The organism is Peribacillus sp. NPDC096448 (assembly GCF_044762675.1).
In the GTDB taxonomy this organism is placed as follows: domain Bacteria; phylum Bacillota; class Bacilli; order Bacillales; family DSM-1321; genus Peribacillus; species Peribacillus frigoritolerans_B.
Map to the genome: position 1 here is coordinate 46,217 of NZ_JBIWEU010000004.1, position 21,405 is coordinate 67,621.

The 21,405-nt window shown below is 40.5% G+C and carries 21 protein-coding genes; 13 read left to right on the forward strand and 8 right to left on the reverse strand.

All coding sequences use genetic code 11. The annotated features are described in order from the left end of the window. Positions 1-382: 382 nt before the first annotated feature. Positions 383-625, forward strand: a complete 243-nt coding sequence (locus ACIQ0C_RS08750; protein WP_402839168.1) for an aspartyl-phosphate phosphatase Spo0E family protein — start codon at positions 383-385, stop codon at positions 623-625. A gap of 297 nt (positions 626-922) precedes the next feature. Here the strand turns inward: ACIQ0C_RS08750 and ACIQ0C_RS08755 are convergent, their stop codons facing one another. From ACIQ0C_RS08755 to ACIQ0C_RS08765, 3 genes are all read right to left on the reverse strand, one after another. Then, a complete protein-coding gene (locus ACIQ0C_RS08755; protein WP_402839170.1) occupies positions 923-1,654 on the reverse strand; it encodes a ZIP family metal transporter in 732 nt (243 codons plus the stop codon). Between the two features lie 113 nt (positions 1,655-1,767). Further along, on the reverse strand, positions 1,768-2,991 hold the full coding sequence (locus tag ACIQ0C_RS08760) for an MFS transporter (protein ID WP_403059100.1): 1,224 nt from the start codon (positions 2,989-2,991) through the stop codon (positions 1,768-1,770). 142 nt (positions 2,992-3,133) lie between these two features. Beyond that, entirely contained in the window at positions 3,134-4,630 is a 1,497-nt protein-coding gene (locus ACIQ0C_RS08765) for an ATP-binding protein (RefSeq protein WP_403059102.1), read from the reverse strand. Positions 4,631-4,786: 156 nt separating this feature from the next. On the opposite strand from ACIQ0C_RS08765, the gene ACIQ0C_RS08770 reads away from it, so the two are divergent. From ACIQ0C_RS08770 to ACIQ0C_RS08780, 3 genes are all read left to right on the forward strand, one after another. Further along, positions 4,787-5,224: a MarR family winged helix-turn-helix transcriptional regulator gene (locus tag ACIQ0C_RS08770; protein ID WP_034314147.1), complete on the forward strand. Its 438-nt coding sequence runs from the start codon at positions 4,787-4,789 to the stop codon at positions 5,222-5,224. A gap of 219 nt (positions 5,225-5,443) precedes the next feature. Continuing rightward, entirely contained in the window at positions 5,444-7,138 is a 1,695-nt protein-coding gene (locus tag ACIQ0C_RS08775) for a M3 family oligoendopeptidase (protein WP_403059104.1), read from the forward strand. 441 nt (positions 7,139-7,579) lie between these two features. Beyond that, positions 7,580-8,620 (forward strand): YkvI family membrane protein, encoded by a 1,041-nt coding sequence (locus ACIQ0C_RS08780; protein WP_402839180.1) that lies wholly within the window; start codon positions 7,580-7,582, stop codon positions 8,618-8,620. 51 nt (positions 8,621-8,671) lie between these two features. Here ACIQ0C_RS08780 and ACIQ0C_RS08785 read toward each other — a convergent pair whose 3' ends face one another. Both ACIQ0C_RS08785 and ACIQ0C_RS08790 read right to left on the reverse strand, forming a co-directional pair. Beyond that, positions 8,672-9,298, reverse strand: a complete 627-nt coding sequence (locus tag ACIQ0C_RS08785) for a hypothetical protein (protein WP_403059106.1) — start codon at positions 9,296-9,298, stop codon at positions 8,672-8,674. A 194-nt stretch (positions 9,299-9,492) separates the two neighbouring features. Then, positions 9,493-9,669 carry a YkvS family protein gene (locus ACIQ0C_RS08790; protein ID WP_064505160.1) on the reverse strand — a complete coding sequence of 59 codons (177 nt, stop codon included), beginning with the start codon at positions 9,667-9,669 and terminating at the stop codon, positions 9,493-9,495. 454 nt (positions 9,670-10,123) lie between these two features. On the opposite strand from ACIQ0C_RS08790, the gene ACIQ0C_RS08795 reads away from it, so the two are divergent. Further along, entirely contained in the window at positions 10,124-10,318 is a 195-nt protein-coding gene (locus tag ACIQ0C_RS08795; RefSeq protein ID WP_403059108.1) for a hypothetical protein, read from the forward strand. Between the two features lie 47 nt (positions 10,319-10,365). Here the strand turns inward: ACIQ0C_RS08795 and ACIQ0C_RS08800 are convergent, their stop codons facing one another. Further along, positions 10,366-10,857, reverse strand: coding sequence for a sigma-70 family RNA polymerase sigma factor (locus ACIQ0C_RS08800; RefSeq protein WP_403059110.1), 492 nt, complete (start codon positions 10,855-10,857; stop codon positions 10,366-10,368). Between the two features lie 851 nt (positions 10,858-11,708). After that, positions 11,709-12,527, reverse strand: coding sequence for a thermonuclease family protein (locus ACIQ0C_RS08805; RefSeq protein WP_403059112.1), 819 nt, complete (start codon positions 12,525-12,527; stop codon positions 11,709-11,711). Between the two features lie 178 nt (positions 12,528-12,705). On the opposite strand from ACIQ0C_RS08805, the gene ACIQ0C_RS08810 reads away from it, so the two are divergent. The 7 genes from ACIQ0C_RS08810 (at position 12,706) to ACIQ0C_RS08840 (ending at position 18,749) form a co-directional block, all read left to right on the forward strand. Continuing rightward, the gene (locus ACIQ0C_RS08810) at positions 12,706-13,335 is read left to right on the forward strand and encodes an ABC transporter ATP-binding protein (RefSeq protein WP_403059432.1); all 630 of its coding nucleotides are present in this window, start codon (positions 12,706-12,708) and stop codon (positions 13,333-13,335) included. Beyond that, on the forward strand, positions 13,335-14,120 hold the full coding sequence (locus ACIQ0C_RS08815) for an ABC transporter permease (RefSeq protein ID WP_403059114.1): 786 nt from the start codon (positions 13,335-13,337) through the stop codon (positions 14,118-14,120). Before ACIQ0C_RS08810 ends, ACIQ0C_RS08815 begins: the two co-directional genes overlap by 1 nt. Before the next feature lie 212 nt (positions 14,121-14,332). Next, complete coding sequence (locus ACIQ0C_RS08820) at positions 14,333-14,599, forward strand: phosphocarrier protein HPr (protein WP_034314127.1); 267 nt, start codon at positions 14,333-14,335, stop codon at positions 14,597-14,599. After that, positions 14,599-16,317: a phosphoenolpyruvate--protein phosphotransferase gene (ptsP, locus tag ACIQ0C_RS08825; RefSeq protein ID WP_402839195.1), complete on the forward strand. Its 1,719-nt coding sequence runs from the start codon at positions 14,599-14,601 to the stop codon at positions 16,315-16,317. The genes ACIQ0C_RS08820 and ptsP overlap by 1 nt, the downstream gene beginning before the upstream one ends. Positions 16,318-16,624: 307 nt before the next feature. Then, positions 16,625-17,410: an SDR family oxidoreductase gene (locus ACIQ0C_RS08830; protein ID WP_403059116.1), complete on the forward strand. Its 786-nt coding sequence runs from the start codon at positions 16,625-16,627 to the stop codon at positions 17,408-17,410. 5 nt (positions 17,411-17,415) lie between these two features. Further along, complete coding sequence (locus ACIQ0C_RS08835) at positions 17,416-18,318, forward strand: NAD(P)-dependent oxidoreductase (RefSeq protein ID WP_403059118.1); 903 nt, start codon at positions 17,416-17,418, stop codon at positions 18,316-18,318. Positions 18,319-18,383: 65 nt separating this feature from the next. Next, positions 18,384-18,749 carry a hypothetical protein gene (locus tag ACIQ0C_RS08840; protein ID WP_034314117.1) on the forward strand — a complete coding sequence of 122 codons (366 nt, stop codon included), beginning with the start codon at positions 18,384-18,386 and terminating at the stop codon, positions 18,747-18,749. A 100-nt stretch (positions 18,750-18,849) separates the two neighbouring features. On the opposite strand, the gene ACIQ0C_RS08845 is transcribed toward ACIQ0C_RS08840, so the two are convergent. Beyond that, the gene (locus ACIQ0C_RS08845) at positions 18,850-19,998 is read right to left on the reverse strand and encodes an aminotransferase A (protein WP_403059120.1); all 1,149 of its coding nucleotides are present in this window, start codon (positions 19,996-19,998) and stop codon (positions 18,850-18,852) included. A gap of 154 nt (positions 19,999-20,152) precedes the next feature. Between ACIQ0C_RS08845 and corA the strand changes: the two genes are divergently transcribed. Continuing rightward, a complete protein-coding gene (gene corA, locus ACIQ0C_RS08850; protein ID WP_403059122.1) occupies positions 20,153-21,127 on the forward strand; it encodes a magnesium/cobalt transporter CorA in 975 nt (324 codons plus the stop codon). The last annotated feature ends 278 nt before the right edge of the window (positions 21,128-21,405 follow it).

Sequence of the window (21,405 nt, forward strand, 5' to 3'; positions counted from 1 at the left end):
TCCTGGGATTAAAATTGAGGTTAAAACTATGATAAACATTTTTGTTTCCCTTTCAGGGGCTTTCCTTCTTTTAAATCATTGAAAGATTGGTCCTTGTTTGCTTTTGTGGGTAGCTGCCGAATTAAATAAGCGGAAACTATTAATAAGTTGGGAGATCTTTCGAAGTAATCTTCGGAGCTGTCTTCATATGGAATCTTCCTAATCAATATAAGATGCTTATGCTTAGAAATTTCCGTCATATCCTGTCTGCTGATGGATAAAGCCTTATCGCAATTTAAGAAGTTTTGTCTTTTTTTGCGAATCTATTTACATATAAGGCATATTTTGTAATACTTCTTTATTATAATGTAACTTTAAAAGGGCAGGAGTAGTGAATGTAGTTATGAATTCTAGGTGTGCAACGGAAATTTGTTCTGAGATTCGAATGAAGCGTTGGGAAATGATGGAGTTGGCCAAAATGTATGGACTTGGCCATGAGTATACCCTTCGCCAAAGTGAGCAGCTTGACAAACTTATAAATGAATATCTGATCCTTCAACATCATTCATCATTGGAAGTGAGAAATAAGCGAGACGAAATGGTTGTTATTGTACAGCAGCCCTTTAATGATGACATTACCTTTTAGAAGGAACTGAATGCATGACTTTTTAAATTAGCACGCAAGAGACAATCAACTTTGCGTAATTTCTGGTGAAATGAACCTTTGCAAACTATCATGAAAACAATTCAAAGAAAGACTTATATAAACAAGAATATATCTTATGAATTTCCTATGGATTTGATTAATCGAGGGGAGGCCACCAGAAGGTGTCCTTCATGCATTGGATTGTTTAGAAGTCTTAATTCTTCTGAATGAATTACACTGAGAAATAAAAAGTAAGGGCTGACTCACTTGATGGAGCCAGCCATGGAAGTTCCGCAATTATAAAACTTCCAATAATATTACCATGAACAAAAGGCCGACAATGAAGGAATAGGTAGATGTGCGTTCATTACCATCCCCATGGCTTTCAGGGATCAGTTCCTTATAAACGATGAAAAGCATGGCCCCGGCGGCGAAAGCTAGGCCGTATGGAACCAGGAACCCAATGTAAGAGGTTAAATAATAACCCAATAAGCCCGTAATTATTTCGATGGTACCGGTTAAGGTTGCTATCAGGAATGCTGTGAGTTTACCGATTTTTTGATTAATTAAAAACAAGGCGACAAGTAAGCCTTCCGGAGCATTTTGCAGGCCGATGGCAAAAGCGATCAAGTTACCTGTATCAGCTGTATCAGAGGCGTAACTGACCCCGACAGAAAGCCCCTCAGGAATATTATGGAGTGTAATGGCAGTGATGATGAGCAAAGCCTTTTCATCGAACTGAATGCCACTTTTCGTATGGCTGAGATCGATATGAGGAATGTTTTGTTCCATGATCGTTAATGTCATTACCCCGAGAAAAACCCCAATTACTAGCTGAACATACCCTCCGGTGGCCAGAGACTCCGGGATCAGGCTCAATAACGAAGCAGCCATCATGATTCCAGCGGTAAATGCCAGAAGTGTGTCTCTGAATCGATGTGTGATTGAACCTTGAATGAACAAGATCGGTAACGCACCAAACCCTGTAGACATAGCAGATAGGATGCTGCCTAATAAAACTCCACTCATAAATTTCTCCTTTGTAAGGTACTTATCGTTACTTCTTTGTGAATTTTTGGGTGAAACAATAATTCATTGTATTTAGACATAAAGAATATGTTCCAGGAAAAACCCATTTTGCATCAATCTTCTGCATACCATTTTTTCAATGTTAGGTCAGTCGGTAGCAATATGCTGATGATTCCCAGTAATGGCAGGAATCCCACTAGCTTAATCATGGATTCGATTCCAATTATATCTGCAATGGCCCCCAGTGAAACGGATCCAATGGCACCCATTCCAAAGGCTAAACCTACAGTCAAGCCTGCCATCGTACCGACTTTTCCCGGGACTAATTCCTGTGCGTATATTACAGTGACGGAAAAACTGCTCATTATAATGAATCCCGCCATCAATAATAAGATAAAAGCTGCCGTAGGAGGTACGAATGGTAAAAGTGCGGTTATTGGCATGCTGGCAGCGAAAGAAAAGAAAATGATATTTTTACGCCCGAATCTATCAGCAAGCGGACCTCCGAAAAACGTACCTACAGCACCAGCTGCTAAAAAGGCAAATAGGAAATATTGTGCGGCCTTTATCGTGAAAGAATACTGCTCGATTAAGTAAAAACTATAAAAGTTTGTCATGCAAGATACATACCAGGAACGGGCAAAGATTATGAATAAAATCAATACAAGGGCTTTGGCCACTTTATGCGACCGCTCTTTATTGATTATTTTTGCAGCAAGCTTTTTAGGCTGGAAGTGAACTAATTTTTGGGAATACCACTTGGCAATATACAGCAATAGGATAACGGCCATTAAGGCAACCAGGGCAAACCAGAGTGCACCTTTTTGACCAAACGGAACAAGTACGATGGCTGTGATGAGTGGGGCAAGTGCCTGCCCGCTATTCCCGCCGACCTGATAAATGGATTGTGCCAGGCCTCTCTTTGGTCCGCCTGCCATGTAGGCAACCCTGGAGCCTTCCGGATGGAATATGGCCGACCCTAAGCCCATCAAGATGACTGCACCAAGGATAATGGTATAGTTTGGGGCAATTGCGAGAATGATGACCCCGATTAAAGTACTGGTCAACCCGATGGGCAATGCATATGGAAATGGTTTTTTATCCGTATAGAACCCAACTGCCGGTTGCAGGAGCGATGAGACGATATTCAGGCAGAATGCAATCATTCCCAGCTGTGTATACGTTAGCGACATTGATTTTTCGAGGATTGGGAACATGGCAGGTACGACGGCCTGAAGAGAATCATTCATTAAATGGCATATGCCTATGATCACCATGATTTTAAGAGTCATATCTTGTTTTTGCGGTTTTGTTTTAATGGCAGCGATACTTCCCATCTGTATATTTCCTTCTTCCTGATTAAGATTTTTACCTATTCCATAAATAGATTCAAGAAGCATGCACCGTATGCATGACACCTATAAATAAATCGGAATCGTTACTAGTCTTCATGAAAAATCGAAACCCTTCAAAGTATTGCTAAGGGTGGTCTTTTATAAGCGGCAAGCTGATTGTAACGGTTGTACCGTTCAGAGGTTTACTTGAAAACTCGATGGTGCCGTTAAATGATTCAATAATTCGTTTACACACGAATAGCCCTAATCCCGTTCCTTCCTTTTTCGATGTATAGAAGGGATCGAACACCTTCCCTATATCTTTTTCATTCAGTCCTTGACCATTATCGATGATCATGATTTTAGCCCATTCATTTTCATGGTGAATTCGAATCCTTAACTTTTTCCCATCTTCCATGGCCTCGAAACCGTTTTTGGCAATGTTGAGAATGACTTGTTTGAGTTGGTCCTTTGTACAATGAACCAGGATGGGCTCCTTTATGATATTCCATTCCACTTCAATATTGAAGTGACGTGCTTCTGATTCTATTATTGGTCTCAATTCAGCAATGATACTGCGAATATCATATAAGGATAAAGTCTGTACCATTGGCTTCCCTAAAATCAAAAATTCACTGACAATACTATTGATCCGTTCAATTTCCTTCATGATGACAGAGTAATAGAACTGATCTTGTTCTTCAGGGTGTTTTTCAACCAGTAACTGCACTAGCCCCTTTATGCCGGTAAGTGGGTTTTTTATTTCATGGGCAGTACTGGCAGCCAATGTACCGACAAAATCTATTTTTTGGCTTTCGTTTAGTAACTTTTGGTTTTTGGCATTCCTGCGAACGATCAGTTCCTCCACGATGATATAGATCATGTGAGTAAAAAAGAAGGTGAAAAAGACAAGCATTAAAAAAACATTCATGTTATTTGTGTTAATCTTGTCGGGCACTTTGACGGACATTGTCCAATCGACTTCGGTCAAAGGAACATCCACCCATGTTGAATGTCCAGTGAATCCCTCGGCATTTATATCTAAAATTCGGGTTTTGTCCTTTGTTTCCAATATAAAGGTATGACCAGGGCTGAGCATTTTTAATATTTTTTCCATATGATCCAGCCTGATATGTGCCAATAAAAACCCTTGCACTTTTTTATCATGATCCAGTATGGGAGCAAAAATGGAAAAATAATTAAAATCAGCGTTATATAGCTCCTTTGTTCCTGCAACAACTGCTTTTTGAGTTTTTACTGCACGTTCAATATCATTTTGTTCAATTAAATAGGAATGATGGAAATTCTTATTTGTACCTGAAATGGAAACACCGTCGCGATTTAGCCAATATACTCCGGCATACCTGGAATCTGTATCTTTGATCCAGTTCATAAGAAGTTCGGTTTTTTTGTCATCCATATAAAGCACGGAACTACTAAGGCTAAGCAGCTCAAGGTTTTCCTTCGTTTCCTTTATAACTTGATCTATGTATTCCTGATAAACCGTTCCTGCCCATTCTGCTTGTTCCTGTCTTTCTTTTTGAAGGGAACGTTCTAAATGCATCCAATAAATGATTGAGAGAAAAATTAATGGTAAAATAACAATAAGTAGATATGTGGTGAATTTATGCCTTGTTTTCATGTTTGTCACTACTTTAGCTTTTTTTTCAAGTATATCAAAATGATTGATTAAACAATAGTGCATACTAACAGGGCAGATTGACAAAAAATCCTTTATGTCATATAATAACTTTTAATTCAAGATATTTTAATTAAAAACTTTTAAGGTTGTGAAGTTATGGAGAATAATAACATCCAACAGTCTTTGAAACTGTTCATTGTGATGTCTAGAGCTCATCGATCCATTAATGATGTGGTAAATAAACATATAGCTGAAGAGGGGTTGAATCCCACTGAGTTTGCAGTACTGGAATTACTTTATCATAAAGGGGATCAGCCTCTTCAGCAAATAGGCGGAAAAATCCTGCTAGCTAGCGGCAGCATTACCTATGTCGTGGATAAACTTGAACAGAAGGAATATCTGCAGCGTATAGCATGTAAAGAGGATCGCCGTGTAACCTTTGCAAAAATAACGGATAAAGGAAAGGCCTTTATTGAAGGAGTATTTCCAGAGCATGAAAAAAGAATCGATGATATCATGAGTGTACTTACGCAAGATGAAAAGGCCACCGTGATCGAATTGCTTAAAAAGATTGGGTATTCCGCTCAAAATTAGCTAAAGAACCAGCACCAGGATTTGACTACAGGTGCTGGTTTTTTATGTCTCATAAAACAGGAATTTGTTTTGGGGACATAAAAAGGTTTTTAATAACGCTGTGGCGAATTAAATTATATTACGATAACCGTGATAATTCTGAAGGTGTCTTGGAAACGAACTCGATTGGATAACGTCATAGAGGAAAAAATGTTTTTATATTCGAAAAGGAGCCTGCATATGAAATTTAATGAGTATGAATACAAACGTCCTGAAATGGATGAAATTAAAACCCGGTTCATGAAAGCTTTGGAAAAGTTTACTGACGCTGCAAATGCCGATGCACAAATAAAAGCCATGGAAGAAATAAACGGCATTCGAAATTATGTAGGTACGATGTTTAATTTGGTCTATATCCGTCATTCCATTGATACCAATGATGTTTTTTATAAAGCGGAGAATGATTATTTAGATGACTTTTCCCCTGAAATGGAAGAATTGACCTCCAAATTTTACAATGAACTCGTTCGCTCGAAATTCCGTAAGGAGCTTGAGGAGAAATGGGGAACTCAACTATTTGACTTGGCTGAGGCCCAACTCAAAACCTTTTCGCCCGAAATCATACCACAGCTGCAAAAAGAAAATAAATTATCAAGTGAGTATTCACAATTAATTGCCTCTGCAAAAATTCACTTTGATGGAAAAGAATTAACACTAGCGCAGCTTCAGCCTTTTATGGAGTCCTCGGACCGTGAGTTAAGGAAAAATGCAAGTGAGGCATATTACGGTTTCTTTGAAGAAAAGCAGGAGGAATTGGATCGTATATTCGATGAACTTGTCAAGGTGAGGAATGAGATTTCGACAGCGCTAGGTTATGGGAATTTCGTGGAACTTGGGTATTATCGAATGACTAGGACTGATTATGATGCTGAAATGGTTGCAGCATTCCGCAAGCAGGTGAAAGAGGAAGTGGTACCGCTTGTCACTCGGCTGAAGGATCGGCAGCGGGAACGTCTTGGAGTGGAGAACTTGAACTATTATGATGAGAATTTTCATTTCGGAACGGGTAATGCCATTCCAAAAGGCGATGCTGAGTGGATCATCGAAAATGGGAAAAGGATGTACCAGGAACTATCTCCTGAAACGAATCAGTTTTTCAACTATATGATTGATAATGATTTGATGGACCTTGTGGCGAAGAAAGGAAAAGAAAGCGGTGGCTACTGTACTTTTATAGAAGACTATAAAGCTCCATTCATCTTTTCTAATTTCAACGGTACTTCCGGGGATATAGATGTTTTGACACATGAGGCAGGTCATGCATTCCAAGTGTATCGCAGCCGTGATCTTGACATTCCTGAGTATTATTGGCCTACATATGAAGCGTGTGAAATCCATTCGATGAGCATGGAATTTTTAACTTGGCCATGGATGGAGCTATTTTTCAAGGAAGATACGGAAAAATATAAGTTTTCCCATTTAAGCGGTGCCCTCATATTCCTCCCGTATGGGGTAGCTGTTGATGAATTTCAGCATTTTGTCTATGAAAATCCTGATGCCTCCCCCATTGAAAGAAAGAAGGCTTGGCGTAAAATCGAGATGGAATATTTACCGCATCGCGATTATGAAGGAAATGAATTCTTGGAGAATGGCGGGTATTGGCAGCGGCAAAGCCACATTTATCAATCACCTTTTTATTATATCGACTATACATTGGCCCAAATTTGTGCTTTCCAATTCTGGAAAAGGTCGACTGAAAAAGATGAATCGGCTTGGGAGGATTATTTGAATCTGTGCCAACTTGGAGGCAGCAAGTCCTTCCTTGATCTCGTTGAATCTGCGAATCTGAAATCCCCATTTGTTGACGGTACTGTACAGTCCGTTGTGAAGGTGATAGACGAATGGCTCTCCACTGTAGATGATAAGGCATTATGAAATATTAGGCTTTATGATACGAACCGGAGTCTTGAAAGGAATGGCCTAACTCCGAACCAAGATTATAAAAGAAGACTTGGTTATCCTTCATGAACAGTTTTTATTTTGAAAGAAACCTATTGAATTGATGAAATTTTCCACACTCCTGCCGTAGCCGAGACCCCACAGGCGCTTACTTTGATGAAGCTTGGCAGACAGTCGTCGGAAAGAAAGCGTATTTCTGAAATCATCTGGAACTTTTATTAATTATTTTAGAGTTTGAACGCTTGGGGAGTACTCCAAGCGTTTTTTTAAATCTTTCATACGTTCGGGATGAAGGGAGTTTCAGACTGCACAATGAGAGAATGCAACCCAGGAAAAAAACAGCCGACGAAAGTAATATTGCTCGGCTTGTCTTAAATGTCTCTTCCCTACATATAAATGTAGGGAGGAGGGGAGAGTATGCTGTCAAGGTGGTCAGGGAGTTTTCAGATTGCAGCGGTTTATGTAGGCACAGTCGTCGGTGCAGGATTTGCAACTGGAAAAGAGATTGTCGAGTTTTTTACCCGTTATGGTTTTTATGGCTTTATCGGGATTTTAATAGCAGGTTATATTTTCATTTTCACTGGGACGAAAATCATGCTCATTTCCGCAAGGATCAGAGCATCTTCTTATGAGGAGTTCAATCAATTTCTTTTTGGCAGGAAAATAGCAGGAATCATCAACTTCTTTTTCCTTATCATGCTGTTAGGGGTGACGGCTGTCATGATTTCGGGTTCAGGAGCCGTTTTTGAAGAACAACTTGGCGTGCCTAAAAGTATAGGAAGTTGGTCTACGATCATACTGGCATCCTTGGTCCTGATGATGGGCATGCGCGGTGTTTTCACTGTAAACTCTTTTGTTGTACCAATCATGATTTGTTTTAGCGTGATCCTTTTTTTCTCGACTTTGGGTAATGGGGATTTCTTTAAGACCCTTACAAAAGTTCCTGATGAAGTGATCACAGTAAAAATGATTTTGTCACCCTTTGCCTATACAGCCTTTAACCTTGCTTTGGCACAGGCTGTGCTGGTTCCGGTTGCGTATGAGGTTCGAGATGAAAAAGTCATTAAACATGGTGCAATTCTTGGAGGGATATTCCTGACAATCATTTTATTGACGGGGCACTTTTCACTTATGACACTTCCTGACGTGAATAGTTTTGAAATTCCTTCAGCAGTTATTATGAGAACGGCGGCCAGTCAGTTGTATTGGATGTTCATTTTGGTGATATACGGGGAGATATTCACTTCGGTCATCGGAAACATATATGGATTACAGAGGCAAATCAGCAGTTATATTAAATTGCCAGGCATGCTGATCATAGCGGTGATTTTTTTAATAGCTTTAATCATTAGTGAATTCGGATATGGAAGGTTACTAGGATATATTTATCCGGTTTTTGGATACATAAGCCTCCTTTTTTTAGTGCTGGTCTGGAAAAGCAAGGCAGGGAAGGAGTGATGAAGAACGGGGGGCCTGACCCTAGCCCTCCGTACCAGGGGGAATCAATGATCATCCTATCATCAGCGTCTTAGCCATCTCTAGAAAGGCATCCCGGTAATCTCTATCATTTTTCGTGAACATAGTTAAGCGGACGGGTGCTTTTTCATCCTTGAGTAATATGGAAGTGATGACATCATCCCCACTTTCCACTTCAAATCCTGTACCGCTCTCGATATCAAGTGAAAAATCCCTAATCGTTTCTGAAATGCCTTTCAGCTGGGCTTGAACATTTTTTTCCACCTCATCCCAACTGACATCGGCCTTCAACAATTCGATTCTCATATAAATGGAGTCATCTTCAATCAGGAACACAATATCTTTTCCTGGTTCTTCGGCACTTAATTTGAATTGTTGCAAAACATAGAGGCTGAACGGTTGATTATCACTTTTTTTTAGGAACGCTGTTTTTTCTTTTGCTTCCCCGTTAATGTTATACTGCAGGTTTTGCTCCATCAGTCTTATTTTGTTATCGCTTCGGTTATTGCGATTGCCTCTTTGAGAAGTATTGCCTTCGTTCCCATCTTCTATTGAATCTTCCTGTGGCCCATCTGCATTTTCGTCTGTAGTCGCACCGCAGCCAGTCAGCAGAAAAGCGGCGAATGTGACACAGCCAATATAACGTGTCCAACTAGTCATGTGTTTCCCTCATCTTTCCGATAGAAATTTCAATCTGGATATTCCTGCATCACATACAGGTGCTTTGCCCTTTAATGAATTAGACGGCATGAAATGGAAATGGTTACAAAAAGCGGGGGAATCAATTGGGACGATTGCTAAAAAGTGAAAAACGGAATGGTCATCTAGTAACCATCCCGTTTGAGTACATTGAATTATCCTATGATTTTATAATTTTTATGGTTTACGACGGTTTTTTGTTCAAGTTCCAAATCACGATAATTTTCCATATACGTGACGTCCACGATTACTGAGTTCTCGTTCACTTTCTCGACGATTCCTTTTAAGCCTTCTCTAAATTCAATGATATTTCCAACTTCCGCTTTCTTCATGGTAATCATCCTTTCCCATTTTGTTTCCAATGATCAAAAAGTAACAATGGAGTAATTGGATTATTCGAACATCTTGCCGTTTAGATTTTGACGTGGGAAGTGCTAGTAAGAGAAATAGTTATCTCTTATGTCGGTACAGTAAGCTAAACTTTTAAAAGGAGGTACGATTCTTGTAATGGAGCAGTTGTAAAGATATGGCATAATTTGGTATATCTTGAAAACGCAGTTATGCGTACCAGTATGTAATTCCCAAGTACAAAAAATGCCAATCATTTTACATTATGATATTTTAATATACAGTTTGCACTATTTTAAAGCATTCGTAAAGAATAATGTAGTGAGTGGGGCTCAAAAAATTCTGATTTATATTAAGTGGCAAGCTTATGTTAAAATGAAAACGGAATTTCTCCTGTCTGAAAATGATGGAACATTCGATAATTAAGGGGGATAATATATGAACGCAGAAGAAGCAAAAGGTGTACTCGATAAATTGGCAAATCGGGAAATGGAAGAATTCCGGATAACAAAAGAAGAATTTTTAGCTTTTCGTGAGGTTCTTGTTAAAAGGGAAGACTTTAAACATTTTCGGGGGAATGCACAACATAACGGTGTGATAATTTATACGTATTTAGATGAAGCGAGAAGTTGAAGGATGTATCATTGGGGGTGGCTCATGATTGAGCCACCCCCAATTATTTATAATTGAAAAATCAATTGTTTCCTTAATTTATTTAATGCGGACTTTCTCCATGATTTGACGGCTGCAGCAGTAACTTGATATATCTCAGCGATTTCAGTAACCGTTTTGTTTTCAAGGTATGTCTGTATAAGCCAGCGTTGCTGATTCAGTGTCAATCCTTCCGTGTAGGTAAATATATTATCGATGGCAAAGGCCTCTTCATGCATTGAAAAAGGATCTTTTATCTCTAATATGAAGGAATCAAAGGGTTCGGTACGGATTTCATATTTATGTTGATGCTTTAATTCGTTCAGAATTTTGCCTTTGATTACCGTATAGGCATAGTTGGAGAATTGTCCGTATTCCTCATTGAATTTCCCTAATGACTCCCATAAAGCAATCAAGCCTACTTGAAAATATTCTTCCTTATTTTTATAAATGGAAAGTGAGCGGATAATATGATGGATCATCGGGGTGAATTCTTCCGTTAGCGTTGAGAAATCTTTCATAAAGCAAGTCACCTTTAGAAAGTGCACTTTCCTGTATTCCCGGGTGCTTCTACCATAAATAAATCGATTGGATTTAGCCAAATGGCATAACCGAAAAATGGAGGTGGAAAAAAGTGGGTTTTAAGGGTGCTATAGTGAACTATATTGAAGGAGAAAAGGATGATTAAGGTAATATTGAGTGAGGGGGTGACCAAATGAAAAAACACATCCTAATATTGGATGTGCCGAAGCATGATGTTTAGTTTTTCGACAAGCGAGTTTGGAATGGTCTCATTTAAGAACCTTGATTATAAAACAAGACAAATCACCCTTCGTGTTTTTTAGTGTAATTTTATAGGATTAAAGAAATATGCGACACTCCTGCCGAATAACAGGCTGGCCGAGACCCCGCAGGCGTTTGCTCTGATGTGGCTTGGCAGACAGCCGTCGGCGGAAAGGGAGTGGAATTCTGAAATCAACTGGATCTTTTTAAATAAAGGCTGTTTTCACATACTTTGTTGCTATTTACCAAGTAGTGCGGTGTGGTTGATTTCCCCTCCAGATGCTCGCTTTCCGCGGGGCGGGCGGTGAGCCTCCTCGGCGTAAACGCCTGTGGGGTCTCACCTGTCCCGCTGCTCCCGCAGGAGTCTCACACTTCCGCTCCAATCAACCTTAAATAGTTTCGTTTTAAAAACAACAATCTTTACGAAAAGAGCCTAAATAAAAAACTGCAGGCAAACTGATCTTCTTTAAATTTGTCTGCAGTCTGACATATAAAGATGTGTTTTTCTTATTCCAGATGAATTTTCCAAACATCATTTACCGGTTATTGTGATTTCAGAACAGGGTATATTATTAAACCATTGTATTTGTTAACTTTGCGATTTTCGGAATCCAGCATCCTGTGCGTCTTGTTCAGTACAAAACATTTCTTCTGGTTTAGTTATTTCGTAATATTGGCCCGAAGGAATGTGATAAATTTTATTGCCTTTGGAATTTATATTCCCTTTAATTTGCGGGTTATTGCAAGACCCAGTGGGCTTTTCCACAAATGCTTCTTTTGACTTCGAATCATCAAACCCTTTTGAAGTTGCATAGTTTTCAATTGACCAAATACCGATTTCGTCTTGTTGCGCTTGTTTTTGAATATTTTCCAATTCATCAAGGTATTTCGTGTTCGGTGCATAAACATAGGCTACCCTTGCCAGTCCTTTTTCCAGCAGGAGTTTATTCACCATTTTACCATCAACATAAAAATAGGCCAGCAGCCGGCCATATTTATCTCTTTCACCTATGCCGGTTTCTACTTCCACTTTAGAGCCCGCAGGCATAAGTTCCTTGGCGAACTTGCTTGCTTCAGGTCCAAAAGGCTGAACGGGCTTGGATGGGTGCACGGTTTCTGGAGTATCTATCAAAAGGAGCCTGACCGTTTCTTCATTTCCATTAGCCATATTGATTTTTACTGTATCTCCGTCAATAACTTTGATGATCTCGGCTGTGAATGTCTTGCCTTTTTCTTCATTTGAAGAATCCGAATTGGATCGGATGTCTTCGTTGGAAAGTGAATCTTCCTGTTTGGATTGATTGATCAGGTTATCGGATGCTGCCTGGCAGCCAGATAACGTGATCAGGCAAAGTGCAGTAAGGAGAAAAACATTCAGGTAAGAATGTAAAAAGGATTTTCCGTTCATGATAAGTCCCTCCATTTATTAAGGTGTTTTCCACGTACGTCATGGATATATTCAGCAGGACTAATACTAACCTATAAAAATCCGAAAGAAAATGAAAATCTTTACATGCATCGCTACCCCATATCATGATAGTTTCTTATAATGTTATGGTGGAGTAAGGGAGGCAGGCGGCAAAATGATATTCAGGCTAGAAAATATTGAGTATAAAGGGATTTTGAAAATTGATGATTTGAAAATACCGGCGGGCATGGTCACTTGTTTGACTGGGGAAAGCGGTGCAGGAAAAACCTCACTACTACGATTATTGAACAGGATGGATGACCCGGACAGCGGGTCGATTTATTTTCAAGATCAGTTGCTGGATAAATTCAACCCGATAGAGCTCCGGCGTAAAGTCACAATGCTTTCTCAGGCACCGTTCACTTTACCGGGTACGATTGAAGAAAATCTTCAGGTTGGCCTGGAATTGACAGAACGGGAAAAAAAAGATAAGGCAGAATTGGTTAAAGCACTCGAAACCGTCCAGTTGCAGAAGTCTTTAGACGAGAGTGCGGAGAATCTTTCTGGCGGGGAGAAACAGAGGCTGGCACTGGCAAGGTTACTTTTATTGAACCCCGAGGTGTATTTACTGGATGAGCCGACTTCAGCTCTTGATGAGGAAGCCGAGCTGACGGTCATGAGCCGATTTTTAGAAGAAGTAAAGCGGGAAAAAGGAACGGTCATCATTATAACCCATTCAAAACAGCTGGCGGACATTTGTGCTGAAAAAAGGATCGTTCTGAAAAAGGCGAAGGAGGGTGACTATTAATGGAGGCGAATGGGATAATAGATATTGAGTTCTGGCGTCTTTGTGCAGCCTACGTGTTTGTAGTGATTCTGCTCATAATCGTGAAATGGCGCGGGATTTCACGGGAAAAGCAAATCATGCTCGCTACGGTGCGGATGACTGTCCAACTCATTCTCGCAGGATATGTTTTGACATATATCTTTGAAAATCCCCACCCTTTACTTTCTTTAGGGTTTTTATGTGCGATGGCCATGTTTTCCATCCATAATATTTTTAAGCAAGTGTCCCATACACTCAATAAGAAAATCAAAAGGATGGTTATCATAAGTATGTTGTCAGGTCCCATGGCTGCCTTGTTTTATTTTAATGTGGTCGTGATCCATTTCACGCCATGGTACGAGCCGAGGTATTTCATTCCAATTGCAGGGATGATCGTGGGGAATGCCATGACAGGAGTGACATTGGCGCTTAAAAACCTCCATGATGGGATTAGCAGTAATCGTGAAAAGGTAGAGGCGATGTTGATGCTTGGAGCGACTCCAGCGAGGGCTGTTAAGAAATATGTGGATGCTGCATTCGACTCGGCTGTGCTCCCGACTTTGAACAATATGCTCGGGATGGGGATTATCTTCCTTCCAGGAATGATGACAGGGCAAATCCTGTCGGGGATAAGCCCGCTCATAGCTATTGAGTACCAGATTGCGATACTAATCGGGATTCTCGGAAGTGTTTCATTAACGGTGGTCCTTTTCATTATGCTGAGTTTCAGGGCTTTTTTTACCAAAAATGCACAGCTGTCCATTTAATCATTGAAGAATCTGAAAAGTAATAGTTGCAGTTCCATCTATATTTTTGTACTATTTTGTAGGTACCAATAGTTTTGGTTTGTTTGTTGGGAATGATAATGCTATCCTGATAAGGAAAAGGGCATTTCTTTTTTCATTTCTTCCTGATTGGATGGAGAAAACCCCTTACATAACCTATTTTTGTTAATTTATCTTAAAGGAGATTGATTTATATGGTAGAAAAAACATTTACAGTAACTGCAGAAACAGGAATTCACGCTCGTCCGGCTACATTGCTTGTACAAGCTGCAGGAAAATTTGATTCAGAAATAAACCTTGCATATAAAGAGAAAAAAGTGAACCTTAAGTCCATTATGGGTGTAATGTCCCTAGGTATCGGCAAAGGGGCGGAAATTACGATTTCTGCTGAAGGAAGCGATGAAAATGATGCACTAAACACACTTGCTGAAACGTTGAACAGAGAAGGATTAGCAGAATAATGTCCACTTTGATTAGTGGGATAGCAGCTTCAAACGGAATAGCCATCGCTAAAGCCTATCGACTGACTGAGCCAGATTTATCGATTGAAAAAAGAAGCATAGAAGATGTCGGGGCTGAAATATCCCGTTTTAAGGAAGCTATTCAAAAGTCAACAAATGAATTGGAAATAATCAGGGATAAAGCCGAAAAGGATCTAGGGGCCGATAAAGCCGCGATCTTTGACGCGCACCTGCTTGTTTTGGCTGATCCGGAACTTATCACTCCGATTCAGGATAAAATACAATCAGAAAACGTCAACGCTGAGTATTCCTTAAATGAAACCGCAAGCATGTTCATTACGATGTTTGAACAAATGGATAATGAATACATGAAGGAACGTGCAGCGGATATCCGTGACGTCACGAAACGGGTGCTGTCACATCTTTTAGGTGTTCATATTCCAAATCCGAGCATGATTGCTGAAGAAGTGATCATCATTGCGGAGGATTTGACTCCATCCGATACAGCACAGTTGAATCCGGCATATGTTAAAGGATTTACGACCGATATCGGTGGACGTACATCCCATTCAGCCATAATGGCACGTTCATTGGAAATTCCAGCAGTCGTTGGAGCGAAGTCAGTGACCTCGTCCATTGAAAATGGTGACTTGGTCATAATTGACGGGTTAAAGGGTGAAGTTCACATCAATCCTACTCCTGAACTCGTGAAACGCTACGAAGAGGAGCAGGAAGCCTATGCTAGGCAAAAGGCTGAGTGGGCGAAGCTGGTTAATGAAAAAACCGTTACGAATGATGGACATCATGTGGAATTGGCAGCCAATATTGGCACGCCGAAAGATCTGGAGGGCGTCCATCAAAATGGCGGTGAAGGCATCGGGCTATATCGTACGGAATTTCTTTATATGGGCAGAAATGACTTTCCAAGTGAAGAAGAACAGTTCGAGGCATACAAAGCGGTGCTGGAAGGAATGTCAGGTAAGCCTGTAGTCGTCAGAACGCTTGATATAGGCGGAGACAAGGAGTTGCCTTATTTAGAGCTTCCAAAGGAAATGAATCCTTTCCTTGGATACCGTGCGATTCGCCTTTGCTTAAATGAGCAGGAGATTTTCCGGACTCAGCTCCGTGCCTTGCTTCGTGCAAGCATTTACGGGGATTTGAAGATCATGTTCCCGATGATTGCCACACTGGCTGAATTCCGCGAAGCTAAAGCCGTCTTGGCTGAAGTCAGGCAGGAATTGCTTGATAATGGTATACAAGTTGCCGAAAAGATTGAAGTCGGAATCATGGTTGAAATCCCTTCAACTGCAGTGATGGCTGATATATTTGCTAAGGAAGTCGATTTCTTCAGCATAGGCACTAATGACTTGATTCAGTATACGATGGCCGCTGACCGAATGAATGAGAGAGTATCTTATTTATATCAACCATACAATCCAGCGATTTTACGCTTGGTTAAAATGGTCATAGATGCAGCTCATAAAGAAGGGAAATGGGCCGGAATGTGCGGGGAAATGGCTGGAGATGAAGTGGCCATCCCGATTTTGATCGGATTGGGCCTTGATGAATTCTCAATGAGTGCCACTTCGATTCTGAAAGCACGTTCTTTAATTAGCCAACTTTCGCTTGAAGAGATGAAAAAACTATCTCAGGAAGTTTTAGGTCTGGATACGAATGATAATGTGAAAGAAGCGGTTGTTAACGCTTTGAAGAAATAATTAAAATCAGGAAAAACGCACCCCATCCATAGAACCTTCGGATGGGGTGCTGTCCTGTTAATTCTTGCTTGAATATTTGAGAAAAAGTGTTTATTGCACCAAAATGGGGGTAAATAAAAAGCAAGCACAGTTCTTTAGCTCTATTAGGGCAGCTGACATTCTCATTTCCCCCTTTGAAGCCGGTTGGTTATCCAGCCGGCTATTTTTTTTGCAAAAAATCATAAGAATGATTATTCAGATTTTTCACTTTACGGTTATGACGATATAATGGAATTATATTTTTAAGAAGATGGAGGTTAAATATTATATGGAATTACATTTGGGAAAGAAAAATGCCTTGATTTTAGCTTCAAGTCAAGGTTTGGGGAAGGCTATGGCAGCCGAATTGGTTAAAGAAGGAGCAAATGTCATGCTAGCCAGCCGTGATGGAGAAAAGCTAGCCGCCGTACAAAGGGAATTATCGCAGCTTGGGACTGGAAAAGTTTCTTATATGGTAACGGATATAACAAAAGCTGAAGATATTAAAAGCCTGGTTGGGCAAACTGCTGAGGAATTCGGCGGTATCGACATTCTTATTAATAACGCCGGAGGTCCTCCAGGGGGTTCGTTTTCAGATTTCAATGATGAAGAATGGCAACAATCTTTCGAACTTAATTTACTAAGCTTCATAAGGACGATTCGTGAGAGCTTGCCACATTTAAAAAAACAGGGCGGCAAAATCGTTAATATTGCTTCTTCATCCATTAAGGAACCGATCCCAGGACTGATATTATCGAATACATTCCGGACGGCAATCGTTGGATTGTCAAAGACATTAGCTTCAGAATTAGCACCAGACAGGATTTTGGTCAATACAGTCGGACCAGGAAGAATCGCAACGGACCGCGTTCAGCACCTTGATGAAATGAATGCAGAGAAACAAGGCGTCACTCCTGAGGAGATGACTGAACAATCCATTAACAAAATCCCTCTTGGCCGTTATGGGGAACCCGAGGAATTTGCAAAGTTCGTTACCTTCCTTGTTTCAGGTGCTAATACATATTTGACAGGGCAGTCCTATTTAGTTGACGGAGGAATGATAAAGTCCATTTAAGTTTTTTGAAACAAAATGATTGGGAGGAATCTGCAGTGATGCAATCGAACAAAGTGATCGGATTCATAGGTTTAGGAGTTATGGGAAAAAGCATGGCCGCACATCTACTTAAGGCGGGATTTGAGGTAATTGTTTATACAAGGACGAAAGATAAGGCAAGTGAACTGCTCTCACAGGGTGCGAAGTGGGCATCTTCACCAAAGGAAATTGCCCAAAAAGCTAATGTGATCATTTCCATGGTGGGATACCCTAGTGATGTGGAAGAAATCTATCTTGGGGAAAATGGGCTTATCGAGAACGGGAAACAAGGAACCCATTTAATCGATATGACGACCTCCACTCCAACTTTGGCAGTGACAATAGCAGAGGAAGCCAAGAAAAGGGGCATGGAATCATTGGATGCACCGGTTTCCGGAGGAGATATCGGTGCTCGTGATGCAAAGCTCACGATCATGGTCGGCGGGTCTAGTGAGGCATTTGAAGCGGTCCGGCCCATTTTTGATATCATTGGCAGCAATGTTGTCCATCAAGGCCCGGCTGGCTCAGGACAGCATACGAAAATGTGCAATCAAATCGCCATTGCATCCAATATGATCGGAGTGACTGAAGCGATTTCCTATGCCAAAAAAGCGGGGTTGGATCCGGACCGGGTATTAAGAAGCATATCATCGGGGTCTGCCGGGAGCTGGTCATTGTCCAATCTTGTACCGCGGATGGTTGAAGGCGATTTTGAACCTGGTTTTTATATCAAGCATTTTATCAAGGATATGAAGATTGCACTTGATGAAGCGGAAAGAATGGGAATGGACGCTCCTGGATTAAGCCTGAGCAAATCCCTGTATGAGGGGCTGGCAAAAGCTGGCGAAGAAAATAGCGGTACACAGGCATTATATAAACATTATAATTAAGTGCTAGCATTTCTTTATCATGAATAAGCTGATAGCGACAGCCTTTACAAAAAGGAGTGAAAGCTATGGGCGAATTCGATGATATCAATATGAAATTTCAGGAATTGGAAGATGGTAGATATATTGTAAGGATTGAAGGATTTAAACGAGAAAAAACCATTCATCAAACAAAGCCCATTCGTTGGGATCTGAAATTAATGAATGAAAGTCCGCTAATCTTGCCGGTGAAATTCAGTCATATCGAAACGAATGCCGGTTTTCAGATACTGATGCGCGAATTGAAGAGCTTAGGTTTTTCAAAGCCGCGCTCCGCAAAGGAATTTGAAGAAGTGATGGCTGATTTACTTGGGTCCATCGTCGAAGTGAGCCTTACCACGACAAACAAGGAAGAAGGATATCGGGAAATTCGTTTTTTACGGAGATTGTATTAGTTGGCTTGCTTGGTGAAAAAACTTAGGTAGCCTGACATCATTGAAAATAGGAAAGTGGCCTTCAATTGTCCATTCAATTGAAGGCCACTTTTTTTTTCGATTACTTTTTAGCTAAAAAAGCTTCAATACGGTCCAAGGCCTTTTCCAGGGTCTCCATGGAATAGGCATAAGATATCCTGAAGTAACCTTCGCCAAGGGGAGAGAAGGCATCTCCAGGGACCACTGCCACTTTTTCCTGTTGAACAAGCTTGAGGCAAAAATCAAGGGAAGAGGCAAAGCCTTCAGGCAGCTTTATAAAGAAGTAAAAGGCACCATTCGGTTTGACTATTTCCAGTTTCATCGCTTGTAAGCGACTGTATACGTATTCCCGTCTCCGTGCATACTCGGTCTTCATGGGTATTGCATCATTTCTGCCTGTCGTCAATGCTGCCAAGGCAGCTCTCTGCGATATGGAAGCGGCACATGTCACATTGTATTGATGAACCTTCAGGAGATGCTGAGAGATGGCTGCAGGTGCAAACAGAAGGCCGATCCTCCACCCGGTCATGGAATGGGACTTGGACAGTCCGTTCAGGACGATGGTTTGTTCTTTTAAGAAAGTGGCAATCGAAACATGCTCCTGATCGAATACCAGTTCACTGTAAATCTCATCAGCCAATATGAAGGTGTCCTTGCCCCTAACAAGTTCGGCAATGTCCAATAATTCTTCGGCAGATAATGTAACCCCGGTCGGATTCGACGGATAGGGCAGAACGATGCACCGAGTATGTTCAGTTATGTACTTTTCAAGTATGTCTGCAGTCAAACGAAATCCATTTTTTGTTGTATCGGCATAAACAGGTGTTGCACCGCACATCTTAATGATGGGTTCGTATCCCGGATATACCGGACCCGGTAATATTACTTCGTTCCCTGGGATGAGGATTGTCCGAAAAGTAATGTCTATGCCTTCGCTGGCACCAGAGGTCACTATCACTTCATTCGCCGGATCATAGCCAAGCTTGTATTTATCTTTTACATAATTTGAAGCGGCTTCCCTTAACTCCAAATAGCCCGCATTGTGAGTATAAACGGTATAGTCATTATCGATGGCTTGTTTTGCCGCTTCTTTAATATGCATCGGAGTTGGAAAGTCAGGCTGCCCTATCGTTAAGGAAATGGTGCCTTCGATATCGGCGACCATATTGTAGAATTTACGGATTCCTGATATTTGAATGTCTTTTACTAGAGGGTTTATTAAATGTTCCATCTATGAATATCCTCCCTTTTCTAACTACATGAATTATGTACTGTTTGACTCATTCATTCTATTTTATCATTTAGTTTGGAGGGGGAGAAATCTTTTTGAGATTAATGAATTAAAGGTATAATGTATGATAAGAAAATTTTGAGGGTTGATACATATGATAAGGACTTGCGCAATTACTTCAAATCATGAAGTCAGTTTTGGTTTACCGCTAACGGAAATGAATAATCCGGATATCGAGTGGTACTGGGTGGATTTTTCCAATCCCACGAACAAGGAAATCGAACTTTTAACCAATCATTTTCACTTTCATCCGCTGGCAATTGAAGACTGCCTGGATGATTTTAACCAACGTCCCAAAATGGATTTTTATGAGGGCTACCAATTTCTTGTGATTCATGCTCTAAGGGAGAAGGTATTTAAAGCAGTGGAATTGGACATGTTTGTTGGTGAAAAATGGATAGTCAGTTTTCATAAGGAGGATTTGCTTGAACTGGAAAAGGTTTGGGAAGAAATTGATGGTAATAAAATGTTGAAGCAAAGTCCTTTTTTCTTGTTGCATAGGATTATTGACAGGATCGTCGATGAATTCTTCCCGCCTGTTTATAAAATTGAAAGCGAATTGGGCAGCATAGAGGAAAATACTGAAAATGACTCGATTAACGAATTGATGGATCAGCTTTTCGATTTACGGACAGATATGTCCAGGCTCCGTCGGACCATATTGCCGATGCGTGATTTATTGTACAGAATGATTTCATCAGAGCGTCTGAATTACTTGAAAGATCAGCATCTTTATTTTAATGATGTGTACGATCATCTTCTTAAATTGACAGAAATGCTTGAATCGTATCGAGATTTTTCGTCCGATATCCGTGATAGCTATTTGTCTGTGAACTCTAATAATATGAATTCAACGATGATGACATTGACTGTCATCACTACCATTTTCATGCCGCTGACCTTCATTGTGGGCGTTTATGGGATGAATTTTGAATATATGCCGGAATTAAATTGGCATTATGGTTATTTCCTCATTCTTGGAATGATGGGCTGTATTGCCTTGACTATGTTTTTATTCTTTGTAAAAAAAGGTTGGCTCAATCCAAAGAAAAGGTCACGAAAGAGATGAGTATCAGTTGAGAAATTGGTGAATAAGCTGGGTTTTGTTTGCTCAGTTAGAATATTGAGGGGGTTAGAGGCAGGCCTTACGATCGATAGGTTGGCCGGAATGGCAGTGGTGAAAAATGGGCTTGGAAAAAGGGGACTCTGATGGGTCCCTTTTTAGTTTGGCTTTAATAAATGATTACTTATTGATTCTTTTTTTATCTGTGCTCTAAACAAAAGAAATATTTAACCGAATTATTAGGTATGAGTTCATTGATAAAACCATGATTTTTTCCTAGCGGT

Bases quoted from the DNA above. Each gene is read 5' to 3' on its own strand.
- ACIQ0C_RS08815 (WP_403059114.1), top strand. From the start codon at position 13,335: ATGGAGGCGAATGGGATAATAGATATTGAGTTCTGGCGTCTTTGTGCA.
- ACIQ0C_RS08800 (WP_403059110.1), bottom strand. From the start codon at position 10,857: ATGAAAGATTTCTCAACGCTAACGGAAGAATTCACCCCGATGATCCAT.
- ACIQ0C_RS08760 (WP_403059100.1), bottom strand. From the start codon at position 2,991: ATGGGAAGTATCGCTGCCATTAAAACAAAACCGCAAAAACAAGATATG.
- ACIQ0C_RS08770 (WP_034314147.1), top strand. From the start codon at position 4,787: ATGGAGAATAATAACATCCAACAGTCTTTGAAACTGTTCATTGTGATG.
- ACIQ0C_RS08820 (WP_034314127.1), top strand. From the start codon at position 14,333: ATGGTAGAAAAAACATTTACAGTAACTGCAGAAACAGGAATTCACGCT.
- ACIQ0C_RS08845 (WP_403059120.1), bottom strand. From the start codon at position 19,998: ATGGAACATTTAATAAACCCTCTAGTAAAAGACATTCAAATATCAGGA.
- ACIQ0C_RS08765 (WP_403059102.1), bottom strand. From the start codon at position 4,630: ATGAAAACAAGGCATAAATTCACCACATATCTACTTATTGTTATTTTA.
- ACIQ0C_RS08750 (WP_402839168.1), top strand. From the start codon at position 383: ATGAATTCTAGGTGTGCAACGGAAATTTGTTCTGAGATTCGAATGAAG.
- corA (WP_403059122.1), top strand. From the start codon at position 20,153: ATGATAAGGACTTGCGCAATTACTTCAAATCATGAAGTCAGTTTTGGT.
- ACIQ0C_RS08775 (WP_403059104.1), top strand. From the start codon at position 5,444: ATGAAATTTAATGAGTATGAATACAAACGTCCTGAAATGGATGAAATT.
- ACIQ0C_RS08795 (WP_403059108.1), top strand. From the start codon at position 10,124: ATGAACGCAGAAGAAGCAAAAGGTGTACTCGATAAATTGGCAAATCGG.
- ACIQ0C_RS08805 (WP_403059112.1), bottom strand. From the start codon at position 12,527: ATGAACGGAAAATCCTTTTTACATTCTTACCTGAATGTTTTTCTCCTT.
- ACIQ0C_RS08790 (WP_064505160.1), bottom strand. From the start codon at position 9,669: ATGAAGAAAGCGGAAGTTGGAAATATCATTGAATTTAGAGAAGGCTTA.
- ACIQ0C_RS08785 (WP_403059106.1), bottom strand. From the start codon at position 9,298: ATGACTAGTTGGACACGTTATATTGGCTGTGTCACATTCGCCGCTTTT.
- ACIQ0C_RS08780 (WP_402839180.1), top strand. From the start codon at position 7,580: ATGCTGTCAAGGTGGTCAGGGAGTTTTCAGATTGCAGCGGTTTATGTA.
- ACIQ0C_RS08755 (WP_402839170.1), bottom strand. From the start codon at position 1,654: ATGAGTGGAGTTTTATTAGGCAGCATCCTATCTGCTATGTCTACAGGG.
- ACIQ0C_RS08840 (WP_034314117.1), top strand. From the start codon at position 18,384: ATGGGCGAATTCGATGATATCAATATGAAATTTCAGGAATTGGAAGAT.
- ptsP (WP_402839195.1), top strand. From the start codon at position 14,599: ATGTCCACTTTGATTAGTGGGATAGCAGCTTCAAACGGAATAGCCATC.
- ACIQ0C_RS08830 (WP_403059116.1), top strand. From the start codon at position 16,625: ATGGAATTACATTTGGGAAAGAAAAATGCCTTGATTTTAGCTTCAAGT.